At 62.1% G+C, this 26,908-nt stretch carries 26 protein-coding genes and 1 riboswitch; of the genes, 8 read left to right on the forward strand and 18 right to left on the reverse strand.

Going from position 1 to position 26,908, the window contains the following annotated elements:
• Nucleotides 1-40 precede the first annotated feature (40 nt).
• Nucleotides 41-1,183: a ribonucleotide-diphosphate reductase subunit beta gene (locus G474_RS0115055; protein WP_026687698.1), complete on the reverse strand. Its 1,143-nt coding sequence runs from the start codon at nt 1,181-1,183 to the stop codon at nt 41-43.
• Nucleotides 1,180-4,047, reverse strand: a complete 2,868-nt coding sequence (locus G474_RS0115060) for a ribonucleoside-diphosphate reductase subunit alpha (RefSeq protein WP_084513791.1) — start codon at nt 4,045-4,047, stop codon at nt 1,180-1,182. Before G474_RS0115060 ends, G474_RS0115055 begins: the two co-directional genes overlap by 4 nt.
• Nucleotides 4,048-4,199: 152 nt before the next feature.
• Nucleotides 4,200-4,341: riboswitch (cobalamin riboswitch) on the reverse strand.
• A 209-nt stretch (nt 4,342-4,550) separates the two neighbouring features.
• Here G474_RS0115060 and G474_RS22225 point away from each other — a divergent pair.
• The 3 genes from G474_RS22225 (at nt 4,551) to G474_RS0115075 (ending at nt 9,790) form a co-directional block, all read left to right on the forward strand.
• The gene (locus G474_RS22225; RefSeq protein ID WP_026687700.1) at nt 4,551-8,375 is read left to right on the forward strand and encodes a WGR and DUF4132 domain-containing protein; all 3,825 of its coding nucleotides are present in this window, start codon (nt 4,551-4,553) and stop codon (nt 8,373-8,375) included.
• Between the two features lie 43 nt (nt 8,376-8,418).
• Complete coding sequence (locus tag G474_RS0115070) at nt 8,419-8,931, forward strand: hypothetical protein (protein WP_026687701.1); 513 nt, start codon at nt 8,419-8,421, stop codon at nt 8,929-8,931.
• 256 nt (nt 8,932-9,187) lie between these two features.
• Complete coding sequence (locus G474_RS0115075) at nt 9,188-9,790, forward strand: flavin reductase family protein (RefSeq protein ID WP_026687702.1); 603 nt, start codon at nt 9,188-9,190, stop codon at nt 9,788-9,790.
• Between the two features lie 113 nt (nt 9,791-9,903).
• Here the strand turns inward: G474_RS0115075 and G474_RS0115080 are convergent, their stop codons facing one another.
• The 9 genes from G474_RS0115080 to G474_RS0115110 all read right to left on the reverse strand — a co-directional run bounded on the left by G474_RS0115080 (nt 9,904) and on the right by G474_RS0115110 (nt 15,461).
• The gene (locus G474_RS0115080; protein WP_211228125.1) at nt 9,904-10,080 is read right to left on the reverse strand and encodes a hypothetical protein; all 177 of its coding nucleotides are present in this window, start codon (nt 10,078-10,080) and stop codon (nt 9,904-9,906) included.
• A 494-nt stretch (nt 10,081-10,574) separates the two neighbouring features.
• Nucleotides 10,575-11,030 (reverse strand): SEL1-like repeat protein, encoded by a 456-nt coding sequence (locus G474_RS23530; protein ID WP_156919290.1) that lies wholly within the window; start codon nt 11,028-11,030, stop codon nt 10,575-10,577.
• A 78-nt stretch (nt 11,031-11,108) separates the two neighbouring features.
• On the reverse strand, nt 11,109-11,609 hold the full coding sequence (locus G474_RS22875; protein ID WP_156919291.1) for a hypothetical protein: 501 nt from the start codon (nt 11,607-11,609) through the stop codon (nt 11,109-11,111).
• Between the two features lie 125 nt (nt 11,610-11,734).
• The gene (locus tag G474_RS23535) at nt 11,735-12,412 is read right to left on the reverse strand and encodes a hypothetical protein (protein ID WP_156919292.1); all 678 of its coding nucleotides are present in this window, start codon (nt 12,410-12,412) and stop codon (nt 11,735-11,737) included.
• A 527-nt stretch (nt 12,413-12,939) separates the two neighbouring features.
• A complete protein-coding gene (locus G474_RS0115095) occupies nt 12,940-13,269 on the reverse strand; it encodes a hypothetical protein (RefSeq protein ID WP_156919293.1) in 330 nt (109 codons plus the stop codon).
• A 238-nt stretch (nt 13,270-13,507) separates the two neighbouring features.
• The gene (locus G474_RS0115100; RefSeq protein ID WP_026687705.1) at nt 13,508-13,858 is read right to left on the reverse strand and encodes a DUF7716 domain-containing protein; all 351 of its coding nucleotides are present in this window, start codon (nt 13,856-13,858) and stop codon (nt 13,508-13,510) included.
• Between the two features lie 115 nt (nt 13,859-13,973).
• A complete protein-coding gene (locus G474_RS22880; RefSeq protein ID WP_169729531.1) occupies nt 13,974-14,393 on the reverse strand; it encodes an Imm50 family immunity protein in 420 nt (139 codons plus the stop codon).
• Between the two features lie 63 nt (nt 14,394-14,456).
• On the reverse strand, nt 14,457-14,858 hold the full coding sequence (locus tag G474_RS0115105) for a hypothetical protein (protein ID WP_026687706.1): 402 nt from the start codon (nt 14,856-14,858) through the stop codon (nt 14,457-14,459).
• A gap of 246 nt (nt 14,859-15,104) precedes the next feature.
• Nucleotides 15,105-15,461, reverse strand: coding sequence for a hypothetical protein (locus G474_RS0115110; protein WP_026687707.1), 357 nt, complete (start codon nt 15,459-15,461; stop codon nt 15,105-15,107).
• Nucleotides 15,462-15,565: 104 nt separating this feature from the next.
• Between G474_RS0115110 and G474_RS0115115 the strand changes: the two genes are divergently transcribed.
• Nucleotides 15,566-15,913, forward strand: coding sequence for a hypothetical protein (locus G474_RS0115115; RefSeq protein ID WP_026687708.1), 348 nt, complete (start codon nt 15,566-15,568; stop codon nt 15,911-15,913).
• Between the two features lie 71 nt (nt 15,914-15,984).
• Here G474_RS0115115 and G474_RS0115120 read toward each other — a convergent pair whose 3' ends face one another.
• The 7 genes from G474_RS0115120 to G474_RS23555 form a co-directional block, all read right to left on the reverse strand.
• Nucleotides 15,985-16,644, reverse strand: coding sequence for a hypothetical protein (locus G474_RS0115120; protein ID WP_026687709.1), 660 nt, complete (start codon nt 16,642-16,644; stop codon nt 15,985-15,987).
• Nucleotides 16,645-16,656: 12 nt separating this feature from the next.
• Entirely contained in the window at nt 16,657-16,932 is a 276-nt protein-coding gene (locus G474_RS22885; RefSeq protein ID WP_084513794.1) for a hypothetical protein, read from the reverse strand.
• Nucleotides 16,922-17,344 carry a hypothetical protein gene (locus G474_RS23540; RefSeq protein WP_156919294.1) on the reverse strand — a complete coding sequence of 141 codons (423 nt, stop codon included), beginning with the start codon at nt 17,342-17,344 and terminating at the stop codon, nt 16,922-16,924. Before G474_RS23540 ends, G474_RS22885 begins: the two co-directional genes overlap by 11 nt.
• A 438-nt stretch (nt 17,345-17,782) precedes the next feature.
• Nucleotides 17,783-18,181, reverse strand: a complete 399-nt coding sequence (locus G474_RS23545) for a hypothetical protein (RefSeq protein WP_156919295.1) — start codon at nt 18,179-18,181, stop codon at nt 17,783-17,785.
• Nucleotides 18,182-18,362: 181 nt separating this feature from the next.
• Nucleotides 18,363-19,292, reverse strand: a complete 930-nt coding sequence (locus tag G474_RS23550; protein WP_156919296.1) for a hypothetical protein — start codon at nt 19,290-19,292, stop codon at nt 18,363-18,365.
• A gap of 249 nt (nt 19,293-19,541) precedes the next feature.
• On the reverse strand, nt 19,542-19,832 hold the full coding sequence (locus G474_RS21070; protein WP_156919297.1) for a hypothetical protein: 291 nt from the start codon (nt 19,830-19,832) through the stop codon (nt 19,542-19,544).
• Nucleotides 19,833-19,914: 82 nt separating this feature from the next.
• On the reverse strand, nt 19,915-20,157 hold the full coding sequence (locus G474_RS23555) for a hypothetical protein (protein ID WP_156919298.1): 243 nt from the start codon (nt 20,155-20,157) through the stop codon (nt 19,915-19,917).
• 158 nt (nt 20,158-20,315) lie between these two features.
• Here G474_RS23555 and G474_RS0115140 point away from each other — a divergent pair, with 158 nt between their 5' ends.
• Genes G474_RS0115140 through G474_RS0115155 form a run of 4 tightly spaced genes read left to right on the forward strand, consistent with a single transcriptional unit; the run spans nt 20,316 to nt 26,855 of the window.
• Complete coding sequence (locus G474_RS0115140; RefSeq protein WP_245589381.1) at nt 20,316-21,446, forward strand: ATP-binding protein; 1,131 nt, start codon at nt 20,316-20,318, stop codon at nt 21,444-21,446.
• The gene (locus G474_RS21075; protein ID WP_043464673.1) at nt 21,443-23,755 is read left to right on the forward strand and encodes a DUF5682 family protein; all 2,313 of its coding nucleotides are present in this window, start codon (nt 21,443-21,445) and stop codon (nt 23,753-23,755) included. Before G474_RS0115140 ends, G474_RS21075 begins: the two co-directional genes overlap by 4 nt.
• On the forward strand, nt 23,752-24,882 hold the full coding sequence (locus G474_RS0115150) for a VWA domain-containing protein (RefSeq protein WP_026687712.1): 1,131 nt from the start codon (nt 23,752-23,754) through the stop codon (nt 24,880-24,882). Before G474_RS21075 ends, G474_RS0115150 begins: the two co-directional genes overlap by 4 nt.
• Nucleotides 24,879-26,855 carry an SWIM zinc finger family protein gene (locus G474_RS0115155; protein WP_026687713.1) on the forward strand — a complete coding sequence of 659 codons (1,977 nt, stop codon included), beginning with the start codon at nt 24,879-24,881 and terminating at the stop codon, nt 26,853-26,855. The genes G474_RS0115150 and G474_RS0115155 overlap by 4 nt, the downstream gene beginning before the upstream one ends.
• The last annotated feature ends 53 nt before the right edge of the window (nt 26,856-26,908 follow it).

The raw sequence follows: 26,908 nt of genomic DNA on the forward strand, positions 1-26,908 counted from the left end.
TGCCGCGAGGGCCGAAAGGGGCCTTCAGAGGCGGGGGGCCTCATTCCCAGGCCAGGCTGCCGCCGCTCTGGTACTCGGTGACCCGGGTCTCGAAGAAGTTCTTTTCCTTCCTCAGGTTGGCCTGTTCGTCCAGCCAGGGCAGGGTGGCTTCGGCGCCTGGGTAGGGCTCATCCAGGCCCAGCTGCCGGGCCCGGCGGTTGGCGACGAAGCGGAACTGGCCCAGGTGCAGCTCGGCGTTGTAGCCGAGGATGGGTTCCCGCAGGATGTAGCGGGCGTAGGCGTCCTCGGCGGCTTCGGCCTCCTGCCAGAGCTCGGCCACGGCCTTCGGGTCCAGCTTCAGGTTCTCTTCCTTGATCAGCTCGCGCACCACCCGGATGCCGAAGGCGCAGTGCAGTACCTCGTCGCGCATGATGTACTGGAGCTGCTCGGCGGTGCCCTTCATGAGGCCCCGGCGCTGCAGGGCGAAGATGGGCGAGAAGCCGTTGTAGAACCAGCAGCCTTCGAAGATGCCGGCGAAGAACAGGTAGGAGAGGGCGAATTCGTGCAGGTTGTCCCGGTCGGTGAGGTCCAGGTCGGAGCGCAGCACTCGCTCCAGGCGCCGGTTGGAGAGGGCGATCTTGCCGTGGATGGCGGGCACCACCCGGTAGCGGTTGTAGATTTCCCCCTGGTCCAGGTTCAGGGTCTCGATGCAGTGCTGGTAGGTCCAGGTGTGCAGGGCTTCTTCGAAGACCTGGCGGGCCTGGTAGATCTGCAGTTCCGGCGCCGTCATCTTTTCCATCACCGCCAGGCCGATGTTGCGCATGGCGAGGATGTCCGAGGTGGTCAGGTAGCCGAGCACGTTCTCGAACACGTGGCGTTCCGCCGGGGTCAGCTTGTGGTGATAGTCCTGTACGTCCTGGGCCATGTTCACCTCGGTGGGTGTCCAGTGGTTCTTGTTGGCGGTGAGGAAGAACTCCCAGGCCCAGGGGTACTTGAAGGGGGCCAGCTGGTTGATGTCCCCCTGGCCGTTCACGATGCGCTTGTCGGCGGCGCGGATGGGCGCCAGGGCAGGGCCGGCGGCGCTGGCGGGAGCGGGGCCCCGGGGGGTGAGGCTGCCCGGGGCAGCCGCAGGGGCCTGGGACGGTTGCGGAGGGGGGGCCAAGCGCACGGGGGCGTCGTCCCAATCGTCGAAATAGGCGCTCATTGGCAGGCCTCGCAGGTGGGGTCGTCGATGGCGCAGAACCTGGGCGCGGCGTCGCCTTCCTGGGCTTCGTCCCTGGGCTCGTTTCCAGGCTCGTTCCGATTTCCGGCCAGCTTCTCGGCCTGGGAGGCGCCCAGGGTACGCAGGTAGTAGGTGGTTTTCAGGCCCTTTTCCCAGGCCAGCTTGTAGAGCTCGTCCAGCTTCTTGCCCGAGGGGGTGGCCAGGTAGAGGTTGAGGGACTGGGCCTGGTCTATCCATTTCTGGCGTCGGGAAGCGGCTTCCACCAGCCACTTGGGATCGATTTCGAAGGCGGTGGCATAGCGGGCCTTCAGGTCGGCCGGCACCCGTTCGATGCGGGCGAGGGAGCCGTCGAAATACTTGAGGTCGGCGACCATCACCGGGTCCCACAGGTCCCGGGCCTTCAGGTCCCGCACCAGGGCCTCGCTGACCACGGTGAATTCGCCGGAGAGGTTGGATTTCACGTAGAGGTTCTGGTACTCCGGGTCTATGCCCTGGGAGACTCCGACGATGTTGGAGATGGTGGCCGTGGGGGCAATGGCGATGCAGTTGGAGTTGCGCATCCCCACCTGGCGGATGCGGGTCCGTAGGGCGTCCCAGTCCAGGGTGCTGCTGCGGTCCTGGGCCACCGGCCGACCCCGGCCTGCTTCGAGCAGGGCGATGGAATCCAGGGGCAGGATGCCCCGGTCCCAGAGGCTGCCGGCAAAGCTGGAATAGCGGCCCCGCTCCTCGGCCAGCTCGGTGGAGGCCTGGTAGGCCAGGTAGCAGACGGCTTCCATGGAGCGGTCGGCGAATTCCACCGCCTGTTCCGAGGCATAGGGCAGGCCCAGCTGGTGCAGGCAGTCGGAGAAGCCCATGATGCCCAGGCCCACGGGCCGGTGCCGCACGTTGGCGTTCCTGGCCTTGGGGGTGGCGTAGAAGTTGATGTCCACCACGTTGTCGAGCATGCGCATGGCGGTGCGCACGGTGCGGGCCAGCTTTTCCAGGTCCAGTTCCGGGCCCTGGGGGCCGTCCTGCAGGTGGGCGGGCAGGTTCACCGAGCCCAGGTTGCACACGGCGGTTTCCGTGTCGGAGGTGTTAAGGGTGATCTCGGTGCACAGGTTGGAGCTGTGCACGACCCCGGCATGCTGCTGGGGCGAGCGCAGGTTGCAGGGGTCCTTGAAGGTGATCCAGGGATGCCCGGTCTCGAACAGCATGGTGAGCATCTTGCGCCACAGCTGCACGGCGGAGACCTTCTTGCACAGCCGGATTTCGCCCCGGGCAGCCCTGGCCTCGTAGTCCGTGTAGGCCTCGGCGAAGGCGCGGCCGAATTTTTCGTGCAGGTCGGGCACGTCGTTGGGGGAGAACAGGGTCCATTCCCCGTTTTCCATGACCCGTTCCATGAACAGGTCGGGAATCCAGTGGGCGGTGTTCATGTCGTGGCAGCGGCGCCGCTCGTCCCCGGTGTTCTTCCTCAGCTCCAGGAATTCCTCGATGTCCAGGTGCCAGGTTTCCAGGTAGGCGCACACGGCGCCCTTGCGCTTGCCCCCCTGGTTCACCGCCACGGCGGTGTCGTTGACCACCTTGAGGAAGGGAATCACCCCCTGGCTCTTGCCGTTGGTGCCCTTGATGCGGCTGCCCAGGGCCCGCACTGGGGTCCAGTCGTTGCCGAGACCGCCGGCGTACTTCTGCAGCAGGGCGTTTTCCTTGACCCCCTGGTAGATGCCTTCCAGGTCGTCGCTCACCGTGGTCAGGTAGCAGGAAGACAGTTGTGAGTGGCGGGTGCCGGCGTTGAACAGGGTCGGCGTGGAACACATGAAATCGAAGCTGGAAATGAGCCGGTAGAACTCGATGGCCCGGGTTTCCCGGTCGATCTCGTTCAGAGCCAGGCCCATGGCCACCCGCATGAAGAAGAACTGGGGCAGTTCGATGCGGCGCTCGTCGATGTGCAGGAAATAGCGGTCGTAGAGGGTCTGCAGGCCCAGGTAGCCGAACTGCAGGTCGCGCCCCGGTTCCAGGGCGGCGGCTAGGCGGGGCAGGTCGAATTCGAGCAGGCGCGGGTCCAGGAGCTCGGCCTCCACCCCCTGCTTCACGAAGCGGGTGAAGCTGGCCCGGGTTTCTCCGTCCATGGCTTCCGGGCTCACTTCATGGCCCAGCACTTCCCGCTGCAGGGCGAACAGCTGCAGCCGGGCGGTGACCTTGTCGTAGGCCGGGTCCTGCTCGATCAGGGTGCGGGCTGCCAGGATCAGGGCCTGGTGCACATCCTCCAGGGGCACCCCGTCGTAGAGGTTCTTCAGGGCTTGTTCCAGGACCGTGGGGGCCGATACCACCGGCCCCAGGCCGGCACAGGCAGCCTCCACCCGGGCCAGCAGGGCGCGGGTATCCAGGGGGCAGCGCTGGCCCTGGTCCAGCACCTGCAGGCCGGTCCCTGCCTGGGGCGCCTGCTGTTCGGCGGCGCGCTTTTCCGCCTGCCGTTCCCGGTACAGCACGTAGGCCCGGGCCACGTCGTGTTCACCGGCCCGCATCAGGGCCAGTTCCACCTGATCCTGGATGGTTTCGATATGCACGGTGCCCCCGGCCGGGCGGCGACGCAGCAGGGCATCCACCACGTTCTGGGTGAGCTGGTGCACCACTTCCCGGGCACTGCTGGAGGTGGCGCCCTGGCTGCCCTTGACCGCCGTGAAGGCCTTGGCCAGGGCCACGGCGATCTTCTCGGGCTGGAAGGGCACCAGGTTGCCGTTGCGACGGATGACTTCGAGGCTGGCGGCACCGGACGGCGCGAAACTCCCGGCGCCGGAACCCTGCTCGTGGTGTTGGTAGGCGGCTTCCAGCACCTGCTGGCCGCCCGTGACGGTGTGTGAACTCTGCATTTTCCAACGCTCCCCGGTGGTGGCTCGGGGTGTTGGAGGATGTGGCCGGTCTTGCGGAAGCGGCAGGCGGGATGCGCCAGCTGCCTGCGGACAGGGGCCGTCATCGTCCTGGAGGCACCCCGCTCCGTTCGACAAAGTGATCTGGACGGGCGAGGTATCCTGGCTTTCGGGTCATCGCGTCGCGCCGGCCTTCCCGGAAAAATCCAGTGGCACCGATGGCGTGAAACTCACCGACTACAGTTGCGGGGGCAGCTCCGGAATGGGGCGGATGTTTCCGCCGGGACCGGATTCCCTGACACGTCTGGGGCCGGAGTTTAGGCGGGGGGTAGAGGCCGTGTCAACGGAGTTTTTGACTAGATGTAGTTGTGTGGTGTGTTGTTGCTACTAGATATGGTGCTCTTGGCCTGCTGCAGCCTTGCCTGGCAAAGCCGCCTGAGCGCCCGGTTCTCTATGCTTTATGGCTATACTTGCCGCTTCCATTGACGAGCTTCGAGGGGCAGGGCATGCGGCGTTTTGAACTGGTGGAGGGCACTTCCAGCAAGTTCTGGGAAGTCTCGGTGACCGATGCGGAACTGACGGTGAGATTCGGGCGCATCGGCACCCAGGGGCAGAGTAAAAGCAAGACCTTCGCCAGCGCCCAGGCCGCCCAGCAGGAAGAAGCCAAGCTGATCCGGGAAAAGACCGGCAAGGGCTACCAGGAAGTGGGCGGCGGGGCGGAGGCGCCGGCCCCGGCCAGCGGAACGCCAGCCTTGCCCACGTCCCAGCCGGCCGCTACCCATCCTGAAGCAGCCCCGGTCGGGGCGGCTGCGGCTGTGGCGTCTAAGGCCTTTGTGTCCCAGGCCGTTGCGTCCAAGGCCGCAGCTTCCCCGGAGCCGGCGGTGCAGCCCGCTTCCCCTCCTGCCCCGGCCGCCTCACCGGCTTTCCGGACCGATGTCCCGGCTCTGCCCCTGGTCTGGCCCACCGGGGGATTTGCCTGGACCGAGGGCCTGCGCCAGTCCCTGCCGGTGCTGCGGGGCATCCGCCTGGGGGAATTCCCGGTCCGGCCGGAGCGGATCCAGGAAGCGCTCAAGTGTGATGACCAGGTGCAGCAGTACGCCCGCCGCTACTGGGATGAACTGATACAACACGGCGCCCCCGTGGAAGGGGATTTCTGGTCCGAGGCCAGCATGCGCGAGCACTGTCAGCCCGGGCGTCTGGAGCGGCGGGACCCGGCGGCCTGGCGGCAGCTGTTCCTGCAATGCTGCTGCTGGCGCAACTGGAACGACCGCAACCAGGCGCCCTGGGAACTGGAAATGGCCGTGGCCCTGCACGGCCTGCCCTTTGCCCTGGAGGTCCTGCTCGACTGCGGCCCGGCCATGGCCCGCCAGCATTCCTGGTGGTACAGCCAGCAGGGGGGCTACGCTTACCTGCGGGCCGGCCTTGCGGCGGCGGATGCGGGGCTCCATCAGCAGTGCCTGGCGCTCGCCACGGCGCGCCGGGGGCGGGATGATCTGCTCGATCACGCTATCTGCTACCTCTTCCCGGAGCAGTCCGCCTGGGCCGAAGACTGCGTTGCCCGGGCTCTCCCCGAAGGTGACACCTGGTGGCTGGACACCTGCTGCATGTCCGTCGCAGCCGCCTGCCGCCATTTCCGGCGCCGCCAGCTCTACGTCCAGTATGCCCAGCCTGCGGCCCTGCTACAGCTGCAGCTGCACGACGTGGGGGCCCTGGAGCTGCTGCTGCTGTTCCTGGATAAATGCGGCACCCGGGGGGAATGTCAGGAGGTGCTGCGCCTGCTGAGCCGCTGCGCCACCCCCGAACTGCTGCCCGCCCTGCTGGCCCGCATCGACAACCGGGATGTGCGCGACACCCTGGACAAGCTCACCGAGCGTTGGCCCGTGGCCCTGCTCCGGGAGGCCATCGCCCTCTGCCAGCGCCATCCGGCCCGCAACCTGGAGGCCTGGGCCGTGCGTCTTGCCCTGCGTTTGCCCGAATCCGTGCCGGCGGCCCTGGAGGCCAGTAACGACGGGGAGCGCCAGGCCTTCACCAGCCTGCTGCAGCAGCTTTCCATGCCCGAGGAAGCGCCCTTCGAGTCCCTGCCCGAATTGCTGCGCACCCCGCCCTGGACCCTGAAGCAGCGGCCGGCCCCCATCCCCGTCCTGGACCTGACGCCCCGGGAATCCCCCGTGGACATCCTCTGGTCCGAGGCGGATAAAGCCCGGGCTGCCGCCTATACCCGTCCCGCCTGGCTGGAGAATCGGCTCAAGTCCGTCAAGGCCGGTAAGCCCCAGGCCAGGGAAATCTACCTCCTGGGCGAACTGGACATCCTGCCCGCAGGCCGGGAGCGTCTACTGGCGGGCGGAGCCCTGCAGGAGGGGGACCTGGAACGCAAGAACTACTACTACGAGGATGTGCATCTGCTCCTGGAACTGCCCCCCGAGATGGCCCTGGCCGTCTGGGAATTCATGCCGCCCCGGCACTGGAGCAGCTGGAGCCTGGAAACACCGGTGCAGGCCCTGCTGCTGCGTCATGGGGCCCGCTTCCTGCCTGGCCTGCTGGCCTACGGGAACATCTTCCCGGAACAGGGGCTGGCGCTCCTGCTCCCTTGCCGTGCCGCCGCAGTCGCTCCCCTGGCGGCGCACGCCCTGAAGAACACCAAAAAGGCCAGGGGCCCGGCCCAGGCCTGGCTGAAACAGCATCCGGAAACCGCCATCCAGGCCCTGGTGCCCCTGGCCCTGGGGCAGGACCGGAAGGCCCGGGAAAATGCCCAGTACGCCCTGCGCTGGCTGGCCCAGAACGGCCTGGAGGCCCAGGTGCGGAGCGGCGCCGGGGCCTATGGCGCGGCGGCGGCCGCCGCCGTGGACCAGGTCCTGGCCGTGGATCCCACCCTGATCGTGCCGGCCCGGATGCCCAAGCTGCCCGCCTTCTTCGTCCCCGCTGCCCTGCGCCGGCCCCAGTTGCGCAGCGGCGGCGCCCTGCCGGTCCAGGCGCAGGAATACCTGGGCAACATGCTCAGCATCAGCACTCTGGGGGAACCCTATGGGGGCCTGGAGGTGGTGCGCGCCGCCTGCACTCCGGAATCTCTGGCCGAGTTCGCCTGGGACCTGTTCGAAGCCTGGCAGGCGGCGGGCGCGCCCAGCAAGGAAGGCTGGGCCTTTGCCGCTCTGGGGCTGCTGGGCAATGACGAAACCGCCCGGCGGCTGGCGCCCAAGATCCGAGAATGGCCCGGGGAAGGCGGGCATGCCCGGGCGGTGACGGGCCTGAACCTGCTGGCCGCCATCGGCACCGACGTGGCCCTGATGCACCTGAACGGCATCGCCGGCAAGGTGAAGTTCAAGGCCCTCCAGGAGCGGGCCCGGGAAAAGATCGCCCAGGTGGCGGAGGCCCGGGGCCTGACCCCCGAGGAGCTGGCGGACCGGCTGGTGCCCGACCTGGGCCTGGACGACAACGGCACCCTGGTGCTGGATTTCGGCCCCCGACAATTTTTCGTGGGTTTCGACGAGAGCCTGAAACCCTTCGTCAAGGACGCCGACGGCAGCCGTCTCAAGGACCTGCCCAAGCCGAACCAGAAAGACCATCCGGAACTGTCCGCCGCTGCCGTGGAGCGCTACAAGGCCATGAAGAAGGACGCCAAGGCCATCGCCAGCCTGCAGCTGATCCGCCTGGAGCAGGGCATGTGCGGTAGGCGGCGCTGGAGTCCGGCCCAGTTCCGGCAATTCTTCCTGGAGCATCCGCTGATGCGCCACCTGGCCCGGCGCCTGGTCTGGGGCGTGTATCGGGACGGGGTCCTGGCGGATGCCTTCCGGGTGGCCGAGGACCTGAGCCTGGCCAACCGGGAGGACGATCTCTACGAACTGCCCCAGGAGGTGGAGATCGGCGTTGCCCATGTGCTGGAGATGGACCCGGTGCTGAAGGGGGAGTTCGGCCAGATCTTCGCCGACTACGAAATCCTCCAGCCCTTCCGGCAGCTGGGCCGGGAGACCTACACCCTGACCGAGGCGGAGCAGAAAAGCGGCGAGATCACCCGCTTCAAGGACAAGACCGTGGCCACCGGCAGCCTCATGGGGCTCACCAACCGGGGCTGGGAGCGGGGCGAGGCCCAGGACGGCGGCTGGGTCGGCTGGTTCCAGAAGGAACTGCCCGGCGGCCTGGAGGCGGAACTGGAGATGGACCCGGGCACCGTGGTGGGGGACCTCTCCTTCGAGCCCCGGCAGCGGATTCCCCGCATCGGCATCCGCCGCCGGGGCACCTGGGACAACGAAGGCCGGGTCAGCATCGCCACCCTGGACCCGGTGGTGGTGAGCGAAATCCTGCGGGACGCGGACCTGCTGGCGGCCGTGGAGGAGTAGGAACATGGCGCGACGGTATCCGCTGACTGCGTTGCGATCCGCCATGGGTTGGCGGTCAGGGGCCTTCCTGGCGTTCCTGCTGCTGGGCATGGGCACGGCAGCCGCCGGCAGCGGCCACCCGGACTTCATGCGGCTGCCCTTTGCCACCTTGCGCTTGGTGATGGAAACGCCTCCGGCCAGCTTCCCCGCCCTGGCCCGGCAGCTGGGGCTGGGGGTGCAGGAGGTGGAGATGGAGGATCGGAGCGCCGGCACCGCCGAGCGCTGCTATGCCCGCCAGCCCGACGCGGAATTCAAGCTCTGTCAGGGTACGGAGCGGCTGGAGCCCGGCTCCCCGGAACCCCGGGTGCGGATGGCTTTCCTGCTGGCCAATGACCGGACGACGGATATCCTGGAGTACGAAAACATTCTGGCGGGGGCCGATTGCCGCAACGGGAAGCGCGAGGAAATCTGGGGCGGCGTATCCCAGGAATGCGACCTGCCCGTGGGGAGGCTGACGCTGCAGAAACGCAGTTACGAAGGGGGCACCGGCTACCAGATTTACCTGGAGCGGCGCTAGCCGCGGGGCCAGCCAGTGATTCAGGGAGGGGCCATGGAGAAAACGCGTGATGCCGATGCCTGCTGGCGGATTCCGAAGAAGTGGCCGCCAGGGTTTTCGGGAGAAAGACATGCCGGCCTTCTGCCGGGGCGGCGGCTGAGCCTGCCGGCCACGCCGGGATGCGGACCAGGGGTGTCTTCCCCTAAACTCCGGGACTGCCGCCCTTGAGGCTGCCGGCGCCCAGGCGTCACCCTTGAACCGGACTATCAGGAACAGCATGCTTTTCGATACCTCGGCCCTGGATACCCAGGACATCTACCGGCTGCTGGTGGGCGGCATCACGCCCCGGCCCATTGCCTGGATCAGCACCTTGTCCCGGGATGGCGTGGCGAACATCGCCCCCTATTCCTTCTTCAACGTGGCCAGCTGCAATCCGCCCGTGCTCTGGTATGCCCAGATGAACCCCAGGGAAGGCGGGGACAAGGACACCTTGAGGAACCTGCAGGAAACCCGGGAATGCGTGGTGCACATCGTCACCCCCGCGCTCCTGGAGCAGATGAACCGCTCCTGCGCCAGCCTGCCCCCCGAGCAGAGTGAATTTGCCGCAGCGGGCATCGCCTCCTGTCCCAGCCACGGGGTGGGGAGCCTTTCCGTGCCTGCTTCCCCGGTCCGGTACGAATGCGGGCTGCGGGAAGTCCTGCGCATCAGCAGCCTCCCCGGCGGCGGCAGCGTCGCCCTGCTGGATGTGAAATTCATCCACGTGGATGACGCCCTCTGGAAAGACATGCAGATCGACCAGCAACAGCTGGGCAGCGTCGGCAGGATGGGCGGGGAGTTCTACAGCCTGAGCACGGATTTGCGGGCGCTGCCCAGACCGTGAGGGCCGCTCAAGCGGGAGAGAGCGCCTGCCTTATCCCCTTGAGCCCCAAGGCGTCTAGCACAAGGCGGAAATCTTCAGGAGGACGCTACTTCGCCCTTTGCGGCAACAAATCGTCATTCGCCATATTCAAGCACTGGCTTGGTGAGCGCCACTATATATAGATCGCAGTTAGCCCTCAGCTCCTCTATGGTCTCGCCTACAGGAAAAACTGGAGTCGCGCTGTATCCCTTGATCCTTCCGTCTTCATAGTAGTAGACCTCATAGATCGCCAATTCGTCCTCGCGGGTCATTACCCTGTATTCCCATGCCATGTTTGTCACTTATGGTAGTCAACGATGTCGTGAATGATGACTTCGTTTTTGTGGGTGCGAAAGATTACCTGTTTCGTGTTCTGGATTGTATTTTGCTGGCTTGCTGGGCGGCCCGAGCAAGCTTGTTTAATCGAGACCACCACGCGTTTTGCGATAACTGAGGAAGGTAAAGGTCGCCAAGCCATTTCATGTGACAGCGATTGATTAGCTGCGCAACTGCTTCATCGCGCTTACCTTTGGGTCGCTTCTGATCTGCTGCCAATTGAGATAGATGTTGCACTTCCATTGCTTCTGCATGAAAACCGGCGGCATCAAGATCGCGAGAAATTATATTTGCCCACTCTATTAATGAATTCATTGCTAAATGCTTCCGTATATTTCTTTTTGGCTGTGACTACTTTCCGTTCGCTCCCATTTTTTTATTCCGTCTTTGCGATTGCGGAGCTACTTTGCTTTCACTAGGGTCTTGCTCTCTAGCCAGATGAGCTGTATTTTCTCCGCACTATTGTTTTGGGGGTAAACTGCTGCTGTTCAGCAGGCTGTGGTGATTTTAGTAAAGAATGGTTTTTTATCGCTTCTATTCTTTCTATTAATTCAAAAGCGCTTTGGTTCCCGTTTTTTATTGATTCGTTTGCCCATATTTCTGCTTCCTGGATGTTGGTGTGCTCTCCGTAGATAAGATCATGGGCAATGCTGTATTGAGCAATCGCATGGCCATTTTGTGCTGCCTTTTGTAGCCAATAGCGGGATTTGTTTGGGTCGTGATTTGAAAAGGCATAGTGCAAATAAAGCCTGAACGCGGCATCCTTGTTGTTTTCTTCTGCATCTCGCGCAAGATTTTTCTGGTCTGAGTCGCATAGCCAATATGTTGATGCTGAGGATGCCGGGGTTCCTTTTTTATCGGTTTTCCGCTTTTGGCGTTTATGCATGATTGTTGGTTTTCTTGGTGTTTTGGTTGGGGTCGCTTGTCAAGGGGTTTCTAGTCGTCTGCTGGGTTAAGGGGTTGCTCATAGATTTGAAAAAACCACCAGTTTTCCACCCAGGGGATGAGGCTTCCATCCACAAGGAAATCCATTGTTCAGATATACGGTCAGTATGTCTTTCCAAATTGGGGGGAAGGTATCGTTCGCATAGCAGGTGAGCAGAATACGTATGTCTCTGTACATTAGTTCTTTGAGAATGCATGATGTTGGCGTTGTCCACTTTGTGTCTGCTCCATTGAGGTTTTTTTTCTCTATTCCAAAGTAGTCGTCAATTAGTACTCGGCGATCAATTGTTCCGTTCCATTCGAAGTTCTCTGGAAATGTTTCTTCGGAATCTGATATGGATTCCCAGTCGATCAATTCGTCGTTCGAATGGTCTGTGGCGTACATTATTCCTGTTTCTGGGTCGCGTACAACAAAAGCTCCAATTGTGTCTTTGTAAGGTTTGTCAAATAGGTTGTCATTCGAAAGAAAATCCACAAGAGGCTTTGCGTCATTAAGTATTTCATTCCACTTCTTCTTCATTTTCTTGTGCTCTGATGTCTGGTTCTTCAATGGGGCTTTGCTTGATGGATTTCTTTTCAGGTCTGCCGGTCGGTTGTGTAATAAATAACCAGTTGTCAGCAGTGGCGGGTCAATTATCCTGATTGTTACAGGATGGCACGTTCAACTACTCTGCGGTTGGCGAGCCGCTCTCCGTAGGCGCGGATTCGTTCGAGAAGTTCATCATTGGATTTGTGCTGGCTTTGTTCAGATAAACGGCTCGTGTTGATCAAGGAATTGCCGATATAAACAATGCTTCTGCCTCCAAAGTTGTCCTCCGTGAATAGACCAATAAATTTATGGTGGTCAATAAGACTTACAATGAAACCATCAAGCGTTTTTTTGCGCAGGGCTTCCGCTATTCCGCTGCAGGAGCCCAGTTTTTCACCTAAAATAAATCCAGAAGCTGAGTTATAAACTGCCTTGAAGTAAGCGGGAAATTCTTCTGCGCAATCAAGAGGTGCGGCATCCAGAAAAATATCGGTAGCCTGTTTTGTTATTTTTTGGCGGAATGTTCGGATTTTATTTGTTCCCAACATGTTTTCCCGACCAAAGGCTCCTTGAAATTCGCTGATTTTTGAGTGCTTGGTGCTCGGCAAGACTTCAGTCAGCAAGAATAACTCTGCGGTGCTGTGCGGTAGTAGTGCTTTGTTGAAGTGGCAATACAGGTCGGTTGCAGTGTCGTATCGACACCAGATTGCATCTGTGCTGTGTTGAAAATCAAAGCCTAGGACCTTGCCGGCAAGTCTGGCGTCTTTGTCTTTGTAAATTGATGGTTGAGCCACTGCTTTTCCCTGTTTGTATGCATGCTGGAACAGACTGGCAAGATTTTGGTCGGGTCCTGGTTGTTATAAAAGCTTTAAATGTACGCCAGTCAGTAAGTTTAAATTGCCTGTCTTTAATCCGGTCCTCGGTTATGTGCGCTACTCACGAACTTTTTCATAGGTAATATCGTTGAATAACGCTTTCAGTTGGTTTGGCGCATTGTTCGTTGCTTCCTCGTATAAGGCTGAGCTGTCATGTAAGCCAAGGCCAACGGTCATAGAGGTTGAAATGAAGCGGGCGTCAAGGGAGTATAACCACTCTGCTGTTCCCTTGGTCAGAGCATCCTGAGCGAAAAAATCAACCACAATATGGTCTTCCCTTTCCTAGGCAGTCCTCCAGGTGTTGATCTGAAGTCCGTAGCCCTCTGCCCGATAAATTTCCACTTTAAACTGTTCTCGTGCGAACAAGCTGCGAACTCCTCTCAGCAGTTCTTTCAGTGGAAATCCTTGAGGCGTTTCGTCCCTATCTCTAATCCACATTCTGCCGTTCATGATTGCCGTTCTTTTTCAAAGATAAATTTAATAGTATTTGCCGGGTCGTTTTCTGCAAGAACTGACTCCACCAACGATGTCTCATAAGTCGAGAGTCCCTTGCAGTCGAGTTCAAGGCCGTAGGCGAAGTCCAGTTTTGCGTAAATTTCTATAGATTTTGTGGTGATTTTTCCAATTTCAGCCTCCGGCATGGCTATCCACTCAGGCGGTAATTCAAATTTTGATGCCAGCTTGCTCATTAGCGACTTGAACTCATCAAGGTCCATGTGCACTTCAGTACGGAACTGCACGTTTCCTGATGGGGTGATGGTTTTTTTATATTCCATGCGTTAGCCTTGAGGGCGGCGGACTGTGTTGTTGGTCTATGCAGCTTGTGCCGGTGCGTTTTTATTTATATTTTGGTCCGCGCCGAAAATCTTCTTGTTTCCCTGTTTTGTCCGCCGCTCGAAAGAGTGTTTGTTGAATGGATGCTACCCGGTATCAGTTTAGAACCCAAAGGCTACGAGAGTGTTAGGTTTCTGGTATGGAAACTGAAGCAAGAAGGGCGTGCTTGTGGCTTTGGGGCTATTGCAAATCTAGGAAGTCATCGTGTTTTGAGTAATGGTTAAGGCATAGAATTACTTCTTCCGTTGAAGCTGATTTCTTTTGTCTATAGGCCAAATCAACTACATCCTGGAATTGTTCGCGCATATATCCTTGAGTAAGGCCCTGTTCAAGAATATGTGCGGGTATGATTTCGTTGTCGTCATCATCAAAGTCAGGTACGTTCCCCACGTAAACAATCATTCCGGCCTCTAGCACCTCAATGCTTGCCGGAATGTAGATCATGTAAATGCTATCTCTGTCCTTTTTGTCTCTTACCAGTTCGATTAAGTCTTCTATTCTGTAAAAATGATTTACGGTTAAATTCGGCATAGCTGGTGTCCTGTGGCAGAGGCTTGATCTTCGTTTGAGGCTGGCGCCATTTTGTTCTGGGCGGTGCAGTGAATGGCTGTTCTGGGTGTTGGTTCGTGTATGACGGGGCGCCGATTCAGTGACTCAAATACACAGAAGGTCCGCTTATCGTCAAAGTTGAGCACATAAATTCAAGGTGGAATTTATCGTTTTTCAAGCATACTCTGTGTTTTTGCGCAAATATATGCTGAATGCTCACGTCAACAATGTTTTCCACGTCCCATCCGGTAATGGAAAGTTCTTTCACGCCGCCGCAATTTATTCCAAGTCTGCAGCGATTGAATTTGGAGGTGGTCCACTTTTGTGGGGGGGCGTCGGGGATTTTGTTGATTAAGTCAAAATCGATGATGATGGTTGGGCCGTCTCTGCCGATATTTATGGAGAATAGGCTTATCTTTTCAATGGGGACAGGCTGTGTGAAAACACGTTTTAGTAGTTCTGCTCCGGGTAGGTCATTCCAGTACATGAGGGCGTTCTGGAGAATATTGTCTGGCATGTGCATCTCTCTTTCGAAAATTGGCCGGGGTATCCGCGGTTTGCCCCAGGGGAACGGTTTCGATCAAGGCCAGGTAAAGGCATGCCACTTCGTTGTTACTGCGCCAGCTGCGCTTTTTTCACGCTCCCAAAGCAGTAGGTGCCCCCGTATTCGATAGGACGTTTTTGCCTCTGAAAGAGCGTAGGCGTTGTCGATTCTGATCGTTTTCTTTATGAATTCCCCCGGGTTCAGGGGCTCGAAGTCAGCCAGTGTGTAGGCTCTCCTCTTTACCAAGGGGCCGGTATAGGGAATCAGGCTACCATTGCCGCTTTCACGGATTTCAAAGGTCTCCTCAAAAAGCTGAGAAATCCTTTCGTCGCTTTTTCTGATCAAAACGAGAGTCTCTCGTTGATTGGAGATGCGGATATCAACCCATAGCGCTTTTTCCTGCTTGCGAGTATGAAGCTCGATTTCCAGGTTCGTCATAGGCACTCCTTGTGCTGCCGTGATGGGCGGAAAGCATGGAAGCATGAGAAATATCAGGTGGAGCGCTTTGAAGTTCATTTGTACCCAAAGGGGAAATCAATGTTCGCCAGTGGCATGAAGCCGCTGCGATGGCAACAGGGTAGGTTGCGTGGAACATCGGCGCGTAGCCCTCCCCATGAGCTCAAGGCAGCCCTGGAGAGGGGATTGGTGAGGCCTGGCTTCCAATTCTCATGGCTTAGTATTTTGTCATGGAGTGCTCTTGTGGGCATGGGCTTTTCTGAGCTGTTCGGCGGCGGCCTTGTCGGTCAGTTCCAGCCATTGCAGGGCTTCGGCTTCCTGCTCGGCTTGGGCCCGGCGCTGTTCCCGGGCCTGGCATAGGGCATCGGCGGTGGCCTGGGTATAGGCGCTGGCGGGGACATCGGAGACCACCTGGGCCAGGGGAACAAAGCTCTCCGGCTCATAGAGATAGCTGATGCTGCGGTCCGCCTGAATCTCCTGAACCAGGGTGTCGCCGTCCCAGACAAAAGCGGTATGGGTTTCGCTGTCGAAAGTCTCGGCCGCCCGGTCGTGGGTGCCGGTGGCCTGGGCGACGCAGATGCGCACGGTCTTGGCGATCCGGCGGCCAAAGGGATCGTAGGCATACTCGGCTTCCAGATGGCCTTTGCCCTGGGGCGGATGACCTTGACGAGGCGGTTGTCCGGGTCGTAGTGCAGACTGAGACTGACAGCGGCTTCGCCGGGCTTGCCCTTTTTGACCTTGCGGATGGTGTTGCCGTCGCTGTCATGCTCGTAAAGGGTGCCCTGATACTGCTTCAGGAGATTGCGGGTGACGAGGGCGAGCCGGGGCCGCTGGGCTGGTTCGGGAGCGGGAAGCGCCTTCAGGTGGGCGAGGCCCTCGTCCCAGTGGGCATGGTCCCTGGCATCGGTATTGGCGAGGAGGCGGCGTTCCGGGGCGGAATCGAGCAGATTGCCGGCCGGGTCCCAGGCGAACTGCTCATCCAGGTCGGCGCGGGTGGCGCGCAGCAGCTGGCCGGCAGGATTGTTCCTCTATGCTAATTTGCGCGCATCATGGCCGATGGGCGGGTGCCTTCCGCAGGACAAGCCGGAAGAGCCCTACTTCGGCCGGCTCAGCCTCGCTTCCGCTTCCACAGCGGAACGGGGCCCCCTGTGGTGATTTCGTGCAGTTGCCCGTCCGGCGTGTAGCGGTACTCCCACGCAGCCTCACCTGGGTATCCCTTGGACATTGCCCTTGCTCGAATGGGGCGGCCCTCATCGGAATATTGATACAAGCTAACGGCGAAGGCGCCACCTATGCCGACACCCACGTGAAGTCTTGTGTTGTCAGGCCTTGAAATCACTCTGCCGACACTACGCACCTGGGACTGCATTTTTTCCGGCTTGCCGATCCACTTGAATGCGACGGTGCGGACCTCAAGAACTGAACCAACTTCATCGTAGAGGGTGGCGTGCAGCGCTTTAACTGTGCGCTGACTCGGAAGCACCGTGATGACATGCAGGCCATCGACAAATCCTGCGCTGTACTTTCCCTGCCAGCGAGCCTCATCTACGCTCTTGTATTTCTTCTTGACCGGAGCATCGGGCGAGAAGCCCATTCGCTCCGACTCATATGGTATCGGCGCATAGTAGTCTCCGGATGAGAATTTCCATTCGGTGACCGAATTGAACCGGTCCAAATAGGCCTGATACAGCCTGCTCAAGTCGGTCGCCTCAAACTCTTTCCTCAATTCATCGAGGAGCGAATTCACTTCTGGCATATCAAGCAGCATGATGTTTCTCCGTCAGGGGCAGCAGTACTGGTAGGTAGCCTGCCAGGTTCCGTTTTCCATTCGTTGGCCTATGTCCCTGAGCGCATTCTCGACGTTGCCTCCACGCTTCTCAACGCTCTTGAGCGTCTGATAGATCAGCTTGTCATTTGCTGCACCGTGAACATGATATCCAGCGTGATAGGTTCCTGCAGACTGCGCGCCCGCACTGCCAGGGTGACCGGGCGCCGCAGTTTGCGACGGATTGATCCCCCATAGTCTCGCGCCATTCGCGCTGTCATCAATATCCATACCGTTCGTCCTTTAACCGCTCTCGCAAGTTATATTCGGCAACAGAAGCCACGCTTTCAATAGAATCAGTGGTTAAAATCCTTACAAGTTCGAGAGGAGTTTTTTGGTTAGCAGCAATTGCTCTGCGCACAGTCTCGTCTGGGTCTCTTGCAAGTAGCGGGAACAAGTCGGGAGCTAACCGTCGCTTTTGTGCAATTAGCGAACGCACAGTCGAATCATCACAAGAAGCGAGAATCTGCATAACTTCCTCTGAAATTGTTCGATTTTGCGCAACGTCGATTCGTCTTTCCGGATGCTTTTCGATGACTTTAACCCATGTTTCGAGTGCCGCGCTATCCGAAAGGGTTTTGTTAATTTCCTCTGGATCTTGGCTCAAACATAATTTAATAAATTCCTCTGCGGATCTAATCATGGTTTCGCATCCTTGCATTTAAGCGATTTGAGGTCGACCGTTTTTCCAGCTTCCCCCTTATGTTTTTCCATTCGGTCACCAAATTCATCCAAATCAACCGTGTGATGAAGTGCATTGCCCTTTTGCTCAAATTGTTTAAATGCGCTTCCCCCGTGTCCCGTCTGGTCGCTTGAGGCTCGTAAAGGGTGCCCTGATACTGCTTCAGGAGATTGCGGGTGACGAGGGCGAGCCGGGGCCGCTGGGCTGGTTCGGGAGCGGGAAGCGCCTTCAGGTGGGCGAGGCCCTCGTCCCAGTGGGCAATGGTCCCTGGCATCGGTATTGGCGAGGAGGCGGCGTTCCGGGGGCGGAATCGAGCAGATTGCCGGCCGGATCCCAGGCGAACTGCTCATCCAGGTCGGCACGGGTGGCGCGCAGCAGATTCGGGCAATCCCTGGGCTGCTATTCAGAAACTGTTGAGTAATATACGTCGACGAACAAGCCTTCTAGTTTTGTCAGTACCGTTTTTGTTGCTTCTACGTATAAGGCTGAGCTGTCATGTAGGCCCAAGCGAACGCTACAAAAAACTGAGGAAATTCGAGCGTCAAGCCAATAAAACCACTCCTCGGTTCCTTCGGCTAGTTTTTCTAAAACGAGAAAGTCAACCACGATACATTCTTCTTTTTCTAAGGTGGAGTTCCAAGAGTTAATCTGAAAGCCGTAGCCATCTGCTCTGAAAACCTCTACTTTAAAATGTTCATCGCCAAACAGGCTGCGTACGCCTCTTAATAATTTTTTAAGTGGAAATCCTTGAGGTGTCTCATCTTTGTCTCTAATCCACATTCTCATTGCGTTATTCATAGTGGCTTTCCTCTCTTGCGCTGATAACCACCCAGTAAATTCTATATCACGCTTCGGCTGCAAATTACCATTGGCGCCAACATGCCATTCTCTAGCCTGGGGCTTCGATCCGTATTTGGGTAATGATCGACCAATTTGAGTATGGGGAGCATCTTTATCTGGTAGTGGGGCTCGGTGTTTATCAACCGGCAGGGCTCGATCCGGTGTGGCTAGTCAGGTTGCTGCCGAGTCCACTCAGGTAGGGATTCGCCTGTCGTAGCCGATTCAGATCGTCATCGAGCGGAGAAATGTCGGGAGGCGTCATTCGGGCGCTCTTGGAATTTATCCATCTGTCCAGAGTGACATTCTTGAGCAGCCATCCCAACTCGTTGAGATCGGCGCAGCGTACTCGCTCAAGTGTTCCCTGCCTCGCCCTCTCGGTAGCTTCGCCGCCAAGAAGCGATCTGGTGGCCAGATAGGAAAACAAGGCTGCAGCAATCGCCTTTCGATGAGCATAGTTCTTCTTGTTTTCAACTTCAGTGCCGTCAATTGAGTAGCAAACAGTTTCGCCGTGAATTTCCTGCACTGTTTGGTACTGTTGCTTTTGTCGTTCAAAACGAATGGCGGACAGAGATTGATGCAGATTTTCCCAAGCGCTTACATAGTCAGACACGGCAACCTGCGTCTCACGAACTTGGTTGGTATCTGGGCGCTGGACAAGCAATCTGTAGCGATGGTGTTCTTGCTCGAGAATGGCATATGACATATGCCCCAAGAATGGCTCCGGGCCATCCGGAATTGCCGTGAAGTACTGAGGCAACACATCATCATCCAAGACCGGAAAGGGGGAGGGGCCATCTCGAAACTGCCAGCTATATAGAGCGCCATATGCTTCGGCTGCATTTCGATTGCGCAGCTCGTCACAAAAGCTGCCAGGCAGCGAATCCTGCATTCTCAAATTGCTCAACAGATCAGCGACCGCCACTTCAACGGCTTCGCATACCGCGATTTGATCTGGGTCACAGAGCTGCAAGTTGCCGACCGAGGCATGTACGTAGACAAAGTCGTCACGGTCTGTTGAATAGGCCAGTGAGTGTCTGATGTCGACACTTGAAGCACCATCTAGTCGCATTTTGTCTTGACTGCCTTTCCTGCTTTCTGTATTTCCTCCAGACGCTTCTTCGCATACGGGTCAATGCCTTCCAAGCCGCCGTTTTGTGACGAGTCACCTGCCCTGTGCATTTTTCCGTTCGCACCCTGAAATCTATGAATTACGCCCATATTATCGATCGTGTACCAGTTCTTTTTATTGGCATTCGGCACTGATTGCTTCGCGAGTGCCTCGTGATTGCATGGACTGCCTTGAGAGAGCGCAGCTTGCCTACTCTGGTGTTAGCGAGGCTATCAAACTGGATTGTATAAGCTGTTCCGTGGCATGTTCCATCTCCGCCCTGGTCACGGACCGAACGATTATCAGGTTGGGTTCAAAGAACACCCCACCGCGCTCGAACTCGCTTTCGATCTCTTGGCTGAGACGCGCGGCGTCATAGAAGTTCAAGCGATAGTGTTTTCCGGCGACAGTCAACTGCGCTTCTGAGAAGTGCCCCTTCGCCGTCACTTCCCATTCGTAATCCGCAAAGTCCAACGGCAACGCAAACGAATAACTCAACATGACCACCTCACATTACTTTATACAAGCGATACCGCTGCACGCCTTTGCGGCCGGAAGAAAACGGCTTCTCCCTTTGCAAGAACTAAACACGTCCTGCCAGATATTCATGAGTATTTACAAGGCGACGACGTATCAGGTCAATCCCTAACACGGAATCGTCACCTTCTGGACGATAACATGCGAGCATTTCTACCGTTTCCTGAAGGAAATCATCATCTGGAAATTCATTGTCTATTAGCACTTCTATTTGATTGGCTAATTTCAGACTCGTATCTTCCCCTGAGATAAATTTCTCTAACAGGGAGTTGATTGCAGAATATGCCATTTTAGATTTTTCCTCTTTGGATTAATCGCTGTAATCACCCGTGACCCAGTTGGGATCAGCAGCCCAGACCGACCACTCTGCTCCTGCCCCTGAACGCAGCCTGGCCCCGATTCCCCGCCCCGCCTTTCATCCCGCCTGAATTGCCCCTGGACTGAATTATGATCTCGCCCTGTGGCTTTCCATCTCTTTCCTACACCATGACCCCGAACCAGCCCCCTGTTCTCCAGCGTCCTCCTGCCGAAGTCCTGTACGGGGAGGAGCTTGCCCGTCTGCGGGCGGCGGACCGCTTGCCTCGGCCGCCGGGCTGGCAGCTTTCCATGCCGGCGGTGCGCCGCTTCATCCTGGGGGAAGGGGAGGCGGCGGCCAAGATCGTCTGCGCGCCGGGGCTCATCGAGCGGGCCCTGGTGACCCTGGCCAGCAACCGGGCCCTGCTGCTGGTGGGGGAACCGGGGACGGCCAAGTCCCTGCTCTCGGAACTCCTGGCGGCGGCCATCAGCGGCTGCAGCACCCTGACCATTCAGGGCAGTGCCGCCACCACCGAGGACCAGATCAAGTACGGCTGGAACTACGCCCTGCTGCTCAATGAGGGGCCCTCGCCCCAGGCCCTGGTGCCTTCGCCCCTGTACCGGGCCATGCAGGCGGGCCAGCTGGTGCGTTTCGAGGAAATCACCCGCTGCCCGCCGGAGGTCCAGGACGGTCTGCTTTCCATCCTCTCCGAGCGGCTGCTGATGGTGCCGGAGCTGAGCGGGGAGGGGGGCACCCTGTTTGCCGCCCCGGGCTTCAACCTGATCGCCACCGCCAACACCCGGGACCGGGGGGTGAATGAAATGTCCGCGGCCCTGAAGCGGCGCTTTTCCTTCGAGACCCTGTTTCCCATCCGCGACTACGAGCAGGAATTCGAGCTGGTACGGGCCGAGGTGGGGCGGCTTCTGGCCCGAGACCAGGTGCCGGTGCTGCCGCCGGACGAGGTGCTGGAAGTCCTGGTGACCGTGTTCCGGGAACTGCGGGACGGGGTGGGCCGGGACGGGGCCGCCGGGGAGCGCCTGTCCACCGTGGTGAGCACTGCGGAAGCGGTGAGCGTGGCTTACAGCGTTGCCCTGCGGGGTTATTACCTGCGCGGCGACGGGGGGGAGCCCGGGGACATCGTCGAAGCCCTGGCCGGGGCCGCCGCCAAGGACAACGCGGAGGACGGCAAGAAGCTGCGCCGCTACATGGAGCACCGGGCCGGCAAGCGCCAGGGCGCACACTGGCAGGCCTTCTACGCTGCCCGGCACCGGCTGCCGGAATGAAGGCTCGGCTGCGGATCATCGGCATCCGCCACCACAGCCCCGCCTGCGCCCGCCTGGTAGCCCGGGAGCTGGCTGCAAGCCCGCCGGCCCTGGTGCTGGTGGAGGGACCCAGCGACTTCAACAGCCGCATCGGTGAGCTGGGCCTGGCCCATCGCCCGCCCATCGCCCTGTACAGCTATGTCCGGGGCGAAAGCCGCCTGGCTCAGTGCTGGTTTCCCTTCCTCGACTATTCCCCCGAATGGGTGGCCCTGGGGGAGGCTCGGCGCCTGGGCATCCCCCTGCGTTTCATCGACCTGCCCCACTGGCACTACCGGGCCCGGGAAGGGGAGGGGGCGCCCCTGCCCGGCCGGGACCGCTATGGCCGGGTGAGTGCCGCCCTGTGCCGGCGCCTGGCCTGCGACGGGGACGACGCCCTCTGGGACCGGCTCTTCGAAGGCGCCCCGGAAGCCGAGCTGGCGGCCCGCCTGGATCAGTATTTCGGCGAATTGCGGGGCGACGATCCCGGCTCCCCCGAGGACCAGGCCCGGGAAGACTTCATGGCCCGCCACGTGGCCGCCGCCCTGGGCAGCCAGCCGGGACCCGTGCTGGTCATCTGCGGCGGCTGGCACCGGCCGGTGCTGGAAGCCCGGGTCCAGGCCCTGCTGGCAGCGGGGCCGGTGGCGGAGCCCCAGGGGCCGCGCCTGCCGGAGGGGGAGGAAGCGGGCGCCTACCTGGTGCCCTGCGAATTCCGCCAGGTGGAAGCCCTGGCCGGCTACGGTGCCGGCATGCCTTCGCCCCTGTTCTACCAGTGGTGCTGGGAACTGGGGCCGGAGCAGGCCCTGGAGCGGGCCCGGGCCACGGTGCTGAGCCGCCTGCGCGGGCGGCAGGTGAATTTCTCCACTGCCGACTGCGTTGCCCTGGAATCCGCCCTCCAGGGCCTGGCCCGGTTGCGCGGGCACCAGCCGCCCCAGCGGGTGGACCTCCTGGATGCCCTGCTCATGGCCGGGGTCAAGGAAGCCCTGGAGCAGCCGCCCCCCTGGAGCGGCCGGGACTGGCTCGGTAGCGCCGACCATCCCCTGCTGCGGGAAGCCCTGCTGGCCCTCACCGGCGAGGGGCGGGGGCAGCTGGACGGGGCCACGCCCCAGCCGCCCCTGCTGCGCCAGGTGGAGGCCCTGCTGGCGGAACTGGAGCTGCTGCCTGGCAGCCAGCCCCGGCAGGTCAGCCTGGACCGGCGTCAGCCCGGGGAGCAGGCCCGTTCCCGGGTGCTCTGGCGTCTCTCCCTGCTGGAACTGGATGGGGTGCGGCTGCAGGCCCTGGAGGCTAAGCATGGGGCCCGGCAGCTGTCCGAAGCCCTGCGCTATGAGGAGCGCTGGCAGCTGCAGCGGGGGCTGCGCTGGGAGCCGGACCTGATCGAAGCCAGCCGTTTCGGCCCCACCCTGGAACAGGCCGCCGGCACGGCCCTGCTGCGCCGGCTGCTGCCCGGGGCCGGCGCCCGGGAACTGGCGGAGGCCCTGGTGGCTGCCCTGCGGGCAGACCTCACGGGGCTGGGCCGGGAGCTGCAGCAGCAACTGCAACAGCTGCTGCCCGGTCTGCATCAACACGGGGAGCTGGCCGCCGCCGGCCTCAGCCTGCTGGAGCTGGCCCGCACCGGCTTCTGGGGCCAGGAAACCCGCAGCCTGCTGGAGCCGCCCCTGGCCCTCCTGGGGGAGCGGCTGCTCTGGCTGCTGGAAGGGCACCAGGCCCAGGGGGACGCCCAGGAAGCGGATGTGGCGGCAGTGGAATTCCTGGCCGGCCTCCTGGATCTGGCCCCGGCCCCCGGGACGGACGGGGTTCCCCTCCTGGAACCGGAGTTCATTCTCGCCACCCTGATGCGCCTGGCCCGGCAGCGCCAGGGCCCGCCCGCCCTGGCCGGCGCCGCCCTGGGGGCCCTGCATGCCCGGGGCCGGATGACGGCCGATGCCGTGCTGGCCCTGGTGCGGGCCCAGCCGGCCCGGGAGCGGCTGGGGGATTTCCTCTACGGACTCTTCTCCCGCACCCGGGAGCTGGCCGTGGCCGACACCGCCATCGTGGCCGCCATCCAGGGGGCCCTGGCGGCCATGACGGAGGCGGATTTCCTGGTGCTGCTGCCGCGCCTGCGCGCCGCCTTCGCCTGGTTTCCGCCCCGGGAGCGGGGCGGCATCGCCGCCCGGGTGGCGGAGGTCCTGGGGCTGTCCCGCAGCGAGGAATTCCGCCTGCTGCGCCTGCCCGGCGACGGGGCCGGCCTGCTCGAAGCCAAACGGATGGAAGCCAGGGCTCTGGCCTGGGCCCGGGATTATGGAGTCCTGCCATGACCACCCCGCCCCTCCTGAACGACGCGGAACGCTGGCGCCTGCTCCTGGGGGAGGCGGCCGAGACCGCCCTGCCCGGGTGTGGCGGCAATCCCGCCCTGGGCGCCATGGACCGGGCCCTGTCCTGGCTCTACGGGCGCCAGGAGCAGGGTTCGGACAGCCTGGACCGGCATGGGGGCGACGGGGCCTCGGTGCTCTCGGTGCCCGACTGGATCAATGAAATCCATACCCTCTTTCCCCAGGAAACCATAGAGCGCCTGGAGCGGGACGCCATCCACCGCTATGGCATCGAGGAGCTGGTGACCAATCTGGAGGTGCTGGAGCGGGCCACCCCCAACCCGGCCCTCCTGGAAGCGGTGCTGCGCACCAAGCACCTGATGAACCCGGAAGTGCTGGCCATGGCCCGGCAACTGGTGGCCCGGGTGGTGCGGGAAATCCTGGAAAAACTGGCCCGGGAGGTGAGCCGGGCCTTCAGCGGCACCCGGCGCAAGCAGCGCCTGGTACCCACGGGCAGCTACAGCCAGTTCGCGGCCCGGGAGAGCATCCGCCGCAACCTGCGCCACTACGACCCGGAGCGGGGCCGCCTGGTGCTGGCCCGGCCCTGGTTCTATCACAACACCCGGAAGACCCTGGAACGCTGGCAGGTGATCCTGCTGGTGGACCAGAGCGGCAGCATGGTGTCCTCGGTGATCCACGCGGCCGTCACCGCCTCCTGCCTGTGGGGCCTGCCCGGGGTGAAAACCCACCTGATCGCCTTCGACACGGAGGTGGTGGATCTCAGCGAACATGCCGCCGACCCGGTGGAAACCCTGATGCAGGTGCAGCTCGGGGGCGGCACCCACATCGGCAAGGCCCTGGCCTATGGGGCCGAGCAGATCGAGGTGCCCACCCGGGCCATCGTGGTGCTGCTGAGCGACTTCTACGAGGGCATGCCCGAATACCAGCTCCTGAGCCTGACCCGGGCTCTGGTGGCTCAGGGCACCCGGGTGCTGGGGCTGGCGGCCCTGAACGACAAGGCCGAAGCCGACTACGACCGGGTGCTGGCGGAAAAGCTGGTGGAGGCCGGCGCCCAGGTGGCGGCCATGACCCCGGGCCAGCTGGCGGCCTGGCTGGCGGAGAAGCTCGGATGAGCGGGCCGCGTCAGGATCTGCTGCACCTTTCCCCCGAGGCCCTGGCCCAGGCCGCCAACCTGGGGTTGGTGAAGCGGGCCCAGCGGGAGCTGGAAGGGGGCAAGGGGCCGGCACTGGAACTCGATGCGGCCGACACTCTGAGCGCCCTTTTCGCCGACGGCACCCGGGTCCGCTGGGCCGCCGGTCAGGGCATCCAGGAGGCCGCCTGCAGCTGCGGCGCCGCCGGGGCCTGCCGGCACCGGATCATGGCCGCCCTGGCCTACCGTAGCCAGGCCGAGGCGGCGCCGCCGCCCCTGGTGTCTCCCGCCGCAGTGAGCGACGCCGAGCTGGCGCAGCTGCTGCCTCCCCGGCTCCTGGCCCTGGCCCACAGCCTGCAGGAACGGGGCCTGAGCGTGGAGCTGCGGGACACGGCTGCAGGCGAGCCCTGTCCCACCGCCCGTCTGCCCACGGCCACCGTGCGCTTCTGGGCCGGGGCCCGCATCGAGGCCGCCCGGTGTGACTGCGTCGCCGGGGGCGCCTGCGAACATCTGGCCCTGGCGGTCTGGGCCTTCCGGGCCGCCGGGGAGGGCGCCGCCCCCCTCTGCCAGGTACAGCTGGGCGCCCCCCAGGCCGCCGCGCACCTGGAACGGCAGCCCTATCTGGCCCTGGCCGGCAGCCTGCTGCGCCACGGGGTGCAGCAGGGCGCGGCCCTGCATGCCCAAGCCTTCACCGGCGCCCTGGAGGCGGCCCGAAGCGAGGGCGCCGTGTGGCTGCAGCTGCTCCTGGCGGAGCTGGAATCCTGGTCCCAGGCCTATGCCGCCCGCAGCGCCCGCTTCCGGCTCCAGGACGGGGTGCGGCTGCTGGCGGAGCTGGCCCTGCGCCTGGGGGCCGGCACCCGCCCCGGCCGGGCCAGGGAAGCCCTGGGGCTGGGGGAGGTGGAGGAAAGCGAGCTGGACCGGCTGCGCCTCATCACCCTGGGCTGCCGGGTGGACCAGGAGGGGGAGGACTGCCACGCCCGGCTGGTGCTGGCGGACATGGATACCGCCTCCCGCTTCGTGCTGCATCACCGCTGGCAGGAACCGGGCGGCGGCCCCCCGGACCTGGGGCGCCAGCGTCTGGCCCCCGGGGTGCGGCTGCTCCAGCTCGCCTCCGGCCAGCTGCTCGCCACCCAGGCCCGGCGCCGGGCCGATGGCACCCTGCTCCTGGCCCGGGCCCGTTCCAGCCAGAACAGCCTGCTGCCCCAGGACGGGGACTGGCGCAGCCTGGGGCCGCCCCTGGCCTTCGCCAGCGTCGCTGGCCTGCGGGCGGAAAAACTCGCCCATCCCCTGCCCATGGCCGAAGCCCGCCATGCGGCGGGCCGCTACCTGCTGTTCCAGGCCGGGCCGCCGGAACAGCTGTTCTACGATCCCCAGCAGCAGACCCTGGTGGCCCTGCTGCGGGACGAGGCGGGGGAAGCCCTGCTGCTCCAGTACCGCCACCGGGGCCGGCAGCGGCACGGGCTGGACGCCCTGGCCGGCGCCTTGAGCGGAGCCCTGGGCCCCCTGCGGCAGGTGGCCGGCGTGCTCACCTGGCAGGGGGGAACACCCTGCCTGGAACCCTGGGCCCTGGCCTGCGACCGGCTGGTGCTGCCCGACCTGGAAGCGCCGGGCAGCTGCAGCGGCGCCCTGGCCCGGCTGCCCCTGGGGGAACTGCAGGCCCCGGCGCCGGAAGGTCCCGTGGGCGCCGTGCAGCGCCTGCTGGAATTGCTGGCCGAGCTGCCGCACCAGGGCTTTGTCCGTCTTTCCCGGCACTGGCGGGACAGCGCCGCCGCCCTGGCCACCCGCCTCCAGGCCCTCTCCCTCAGCGCCCTGGCCCGGGGGCTGGCCGCCCTGCTGGAGGAACTGGCCCGGGCCCAGGCCAGCCCCGCCGATCATCAGCTGCCCGAGGCCTACCTGCAGCTCGCCGTCCTGGCCCTGCTGCACGAAGAAGCGGGGGCCTTGGTCGGGGAGGCCTGAGGGGCGTCCGGTGCTGCGGGGGCTGCGGGTCCGGGGATGGCCAGTGACCTGCG

The sequence above is a fragment of the Azovibrio restrictus DSM 23866 genome, from assembly GCF_000429665.1.
In the GTDB taxonomy this organism is placed as follows: domain Bacteria; phylum Pseudomonadota; class Gammaproteobacteria; order Burkholderiales; family Rhodocyclaceae; genus Azovibrio; species Azovibrio restrictus.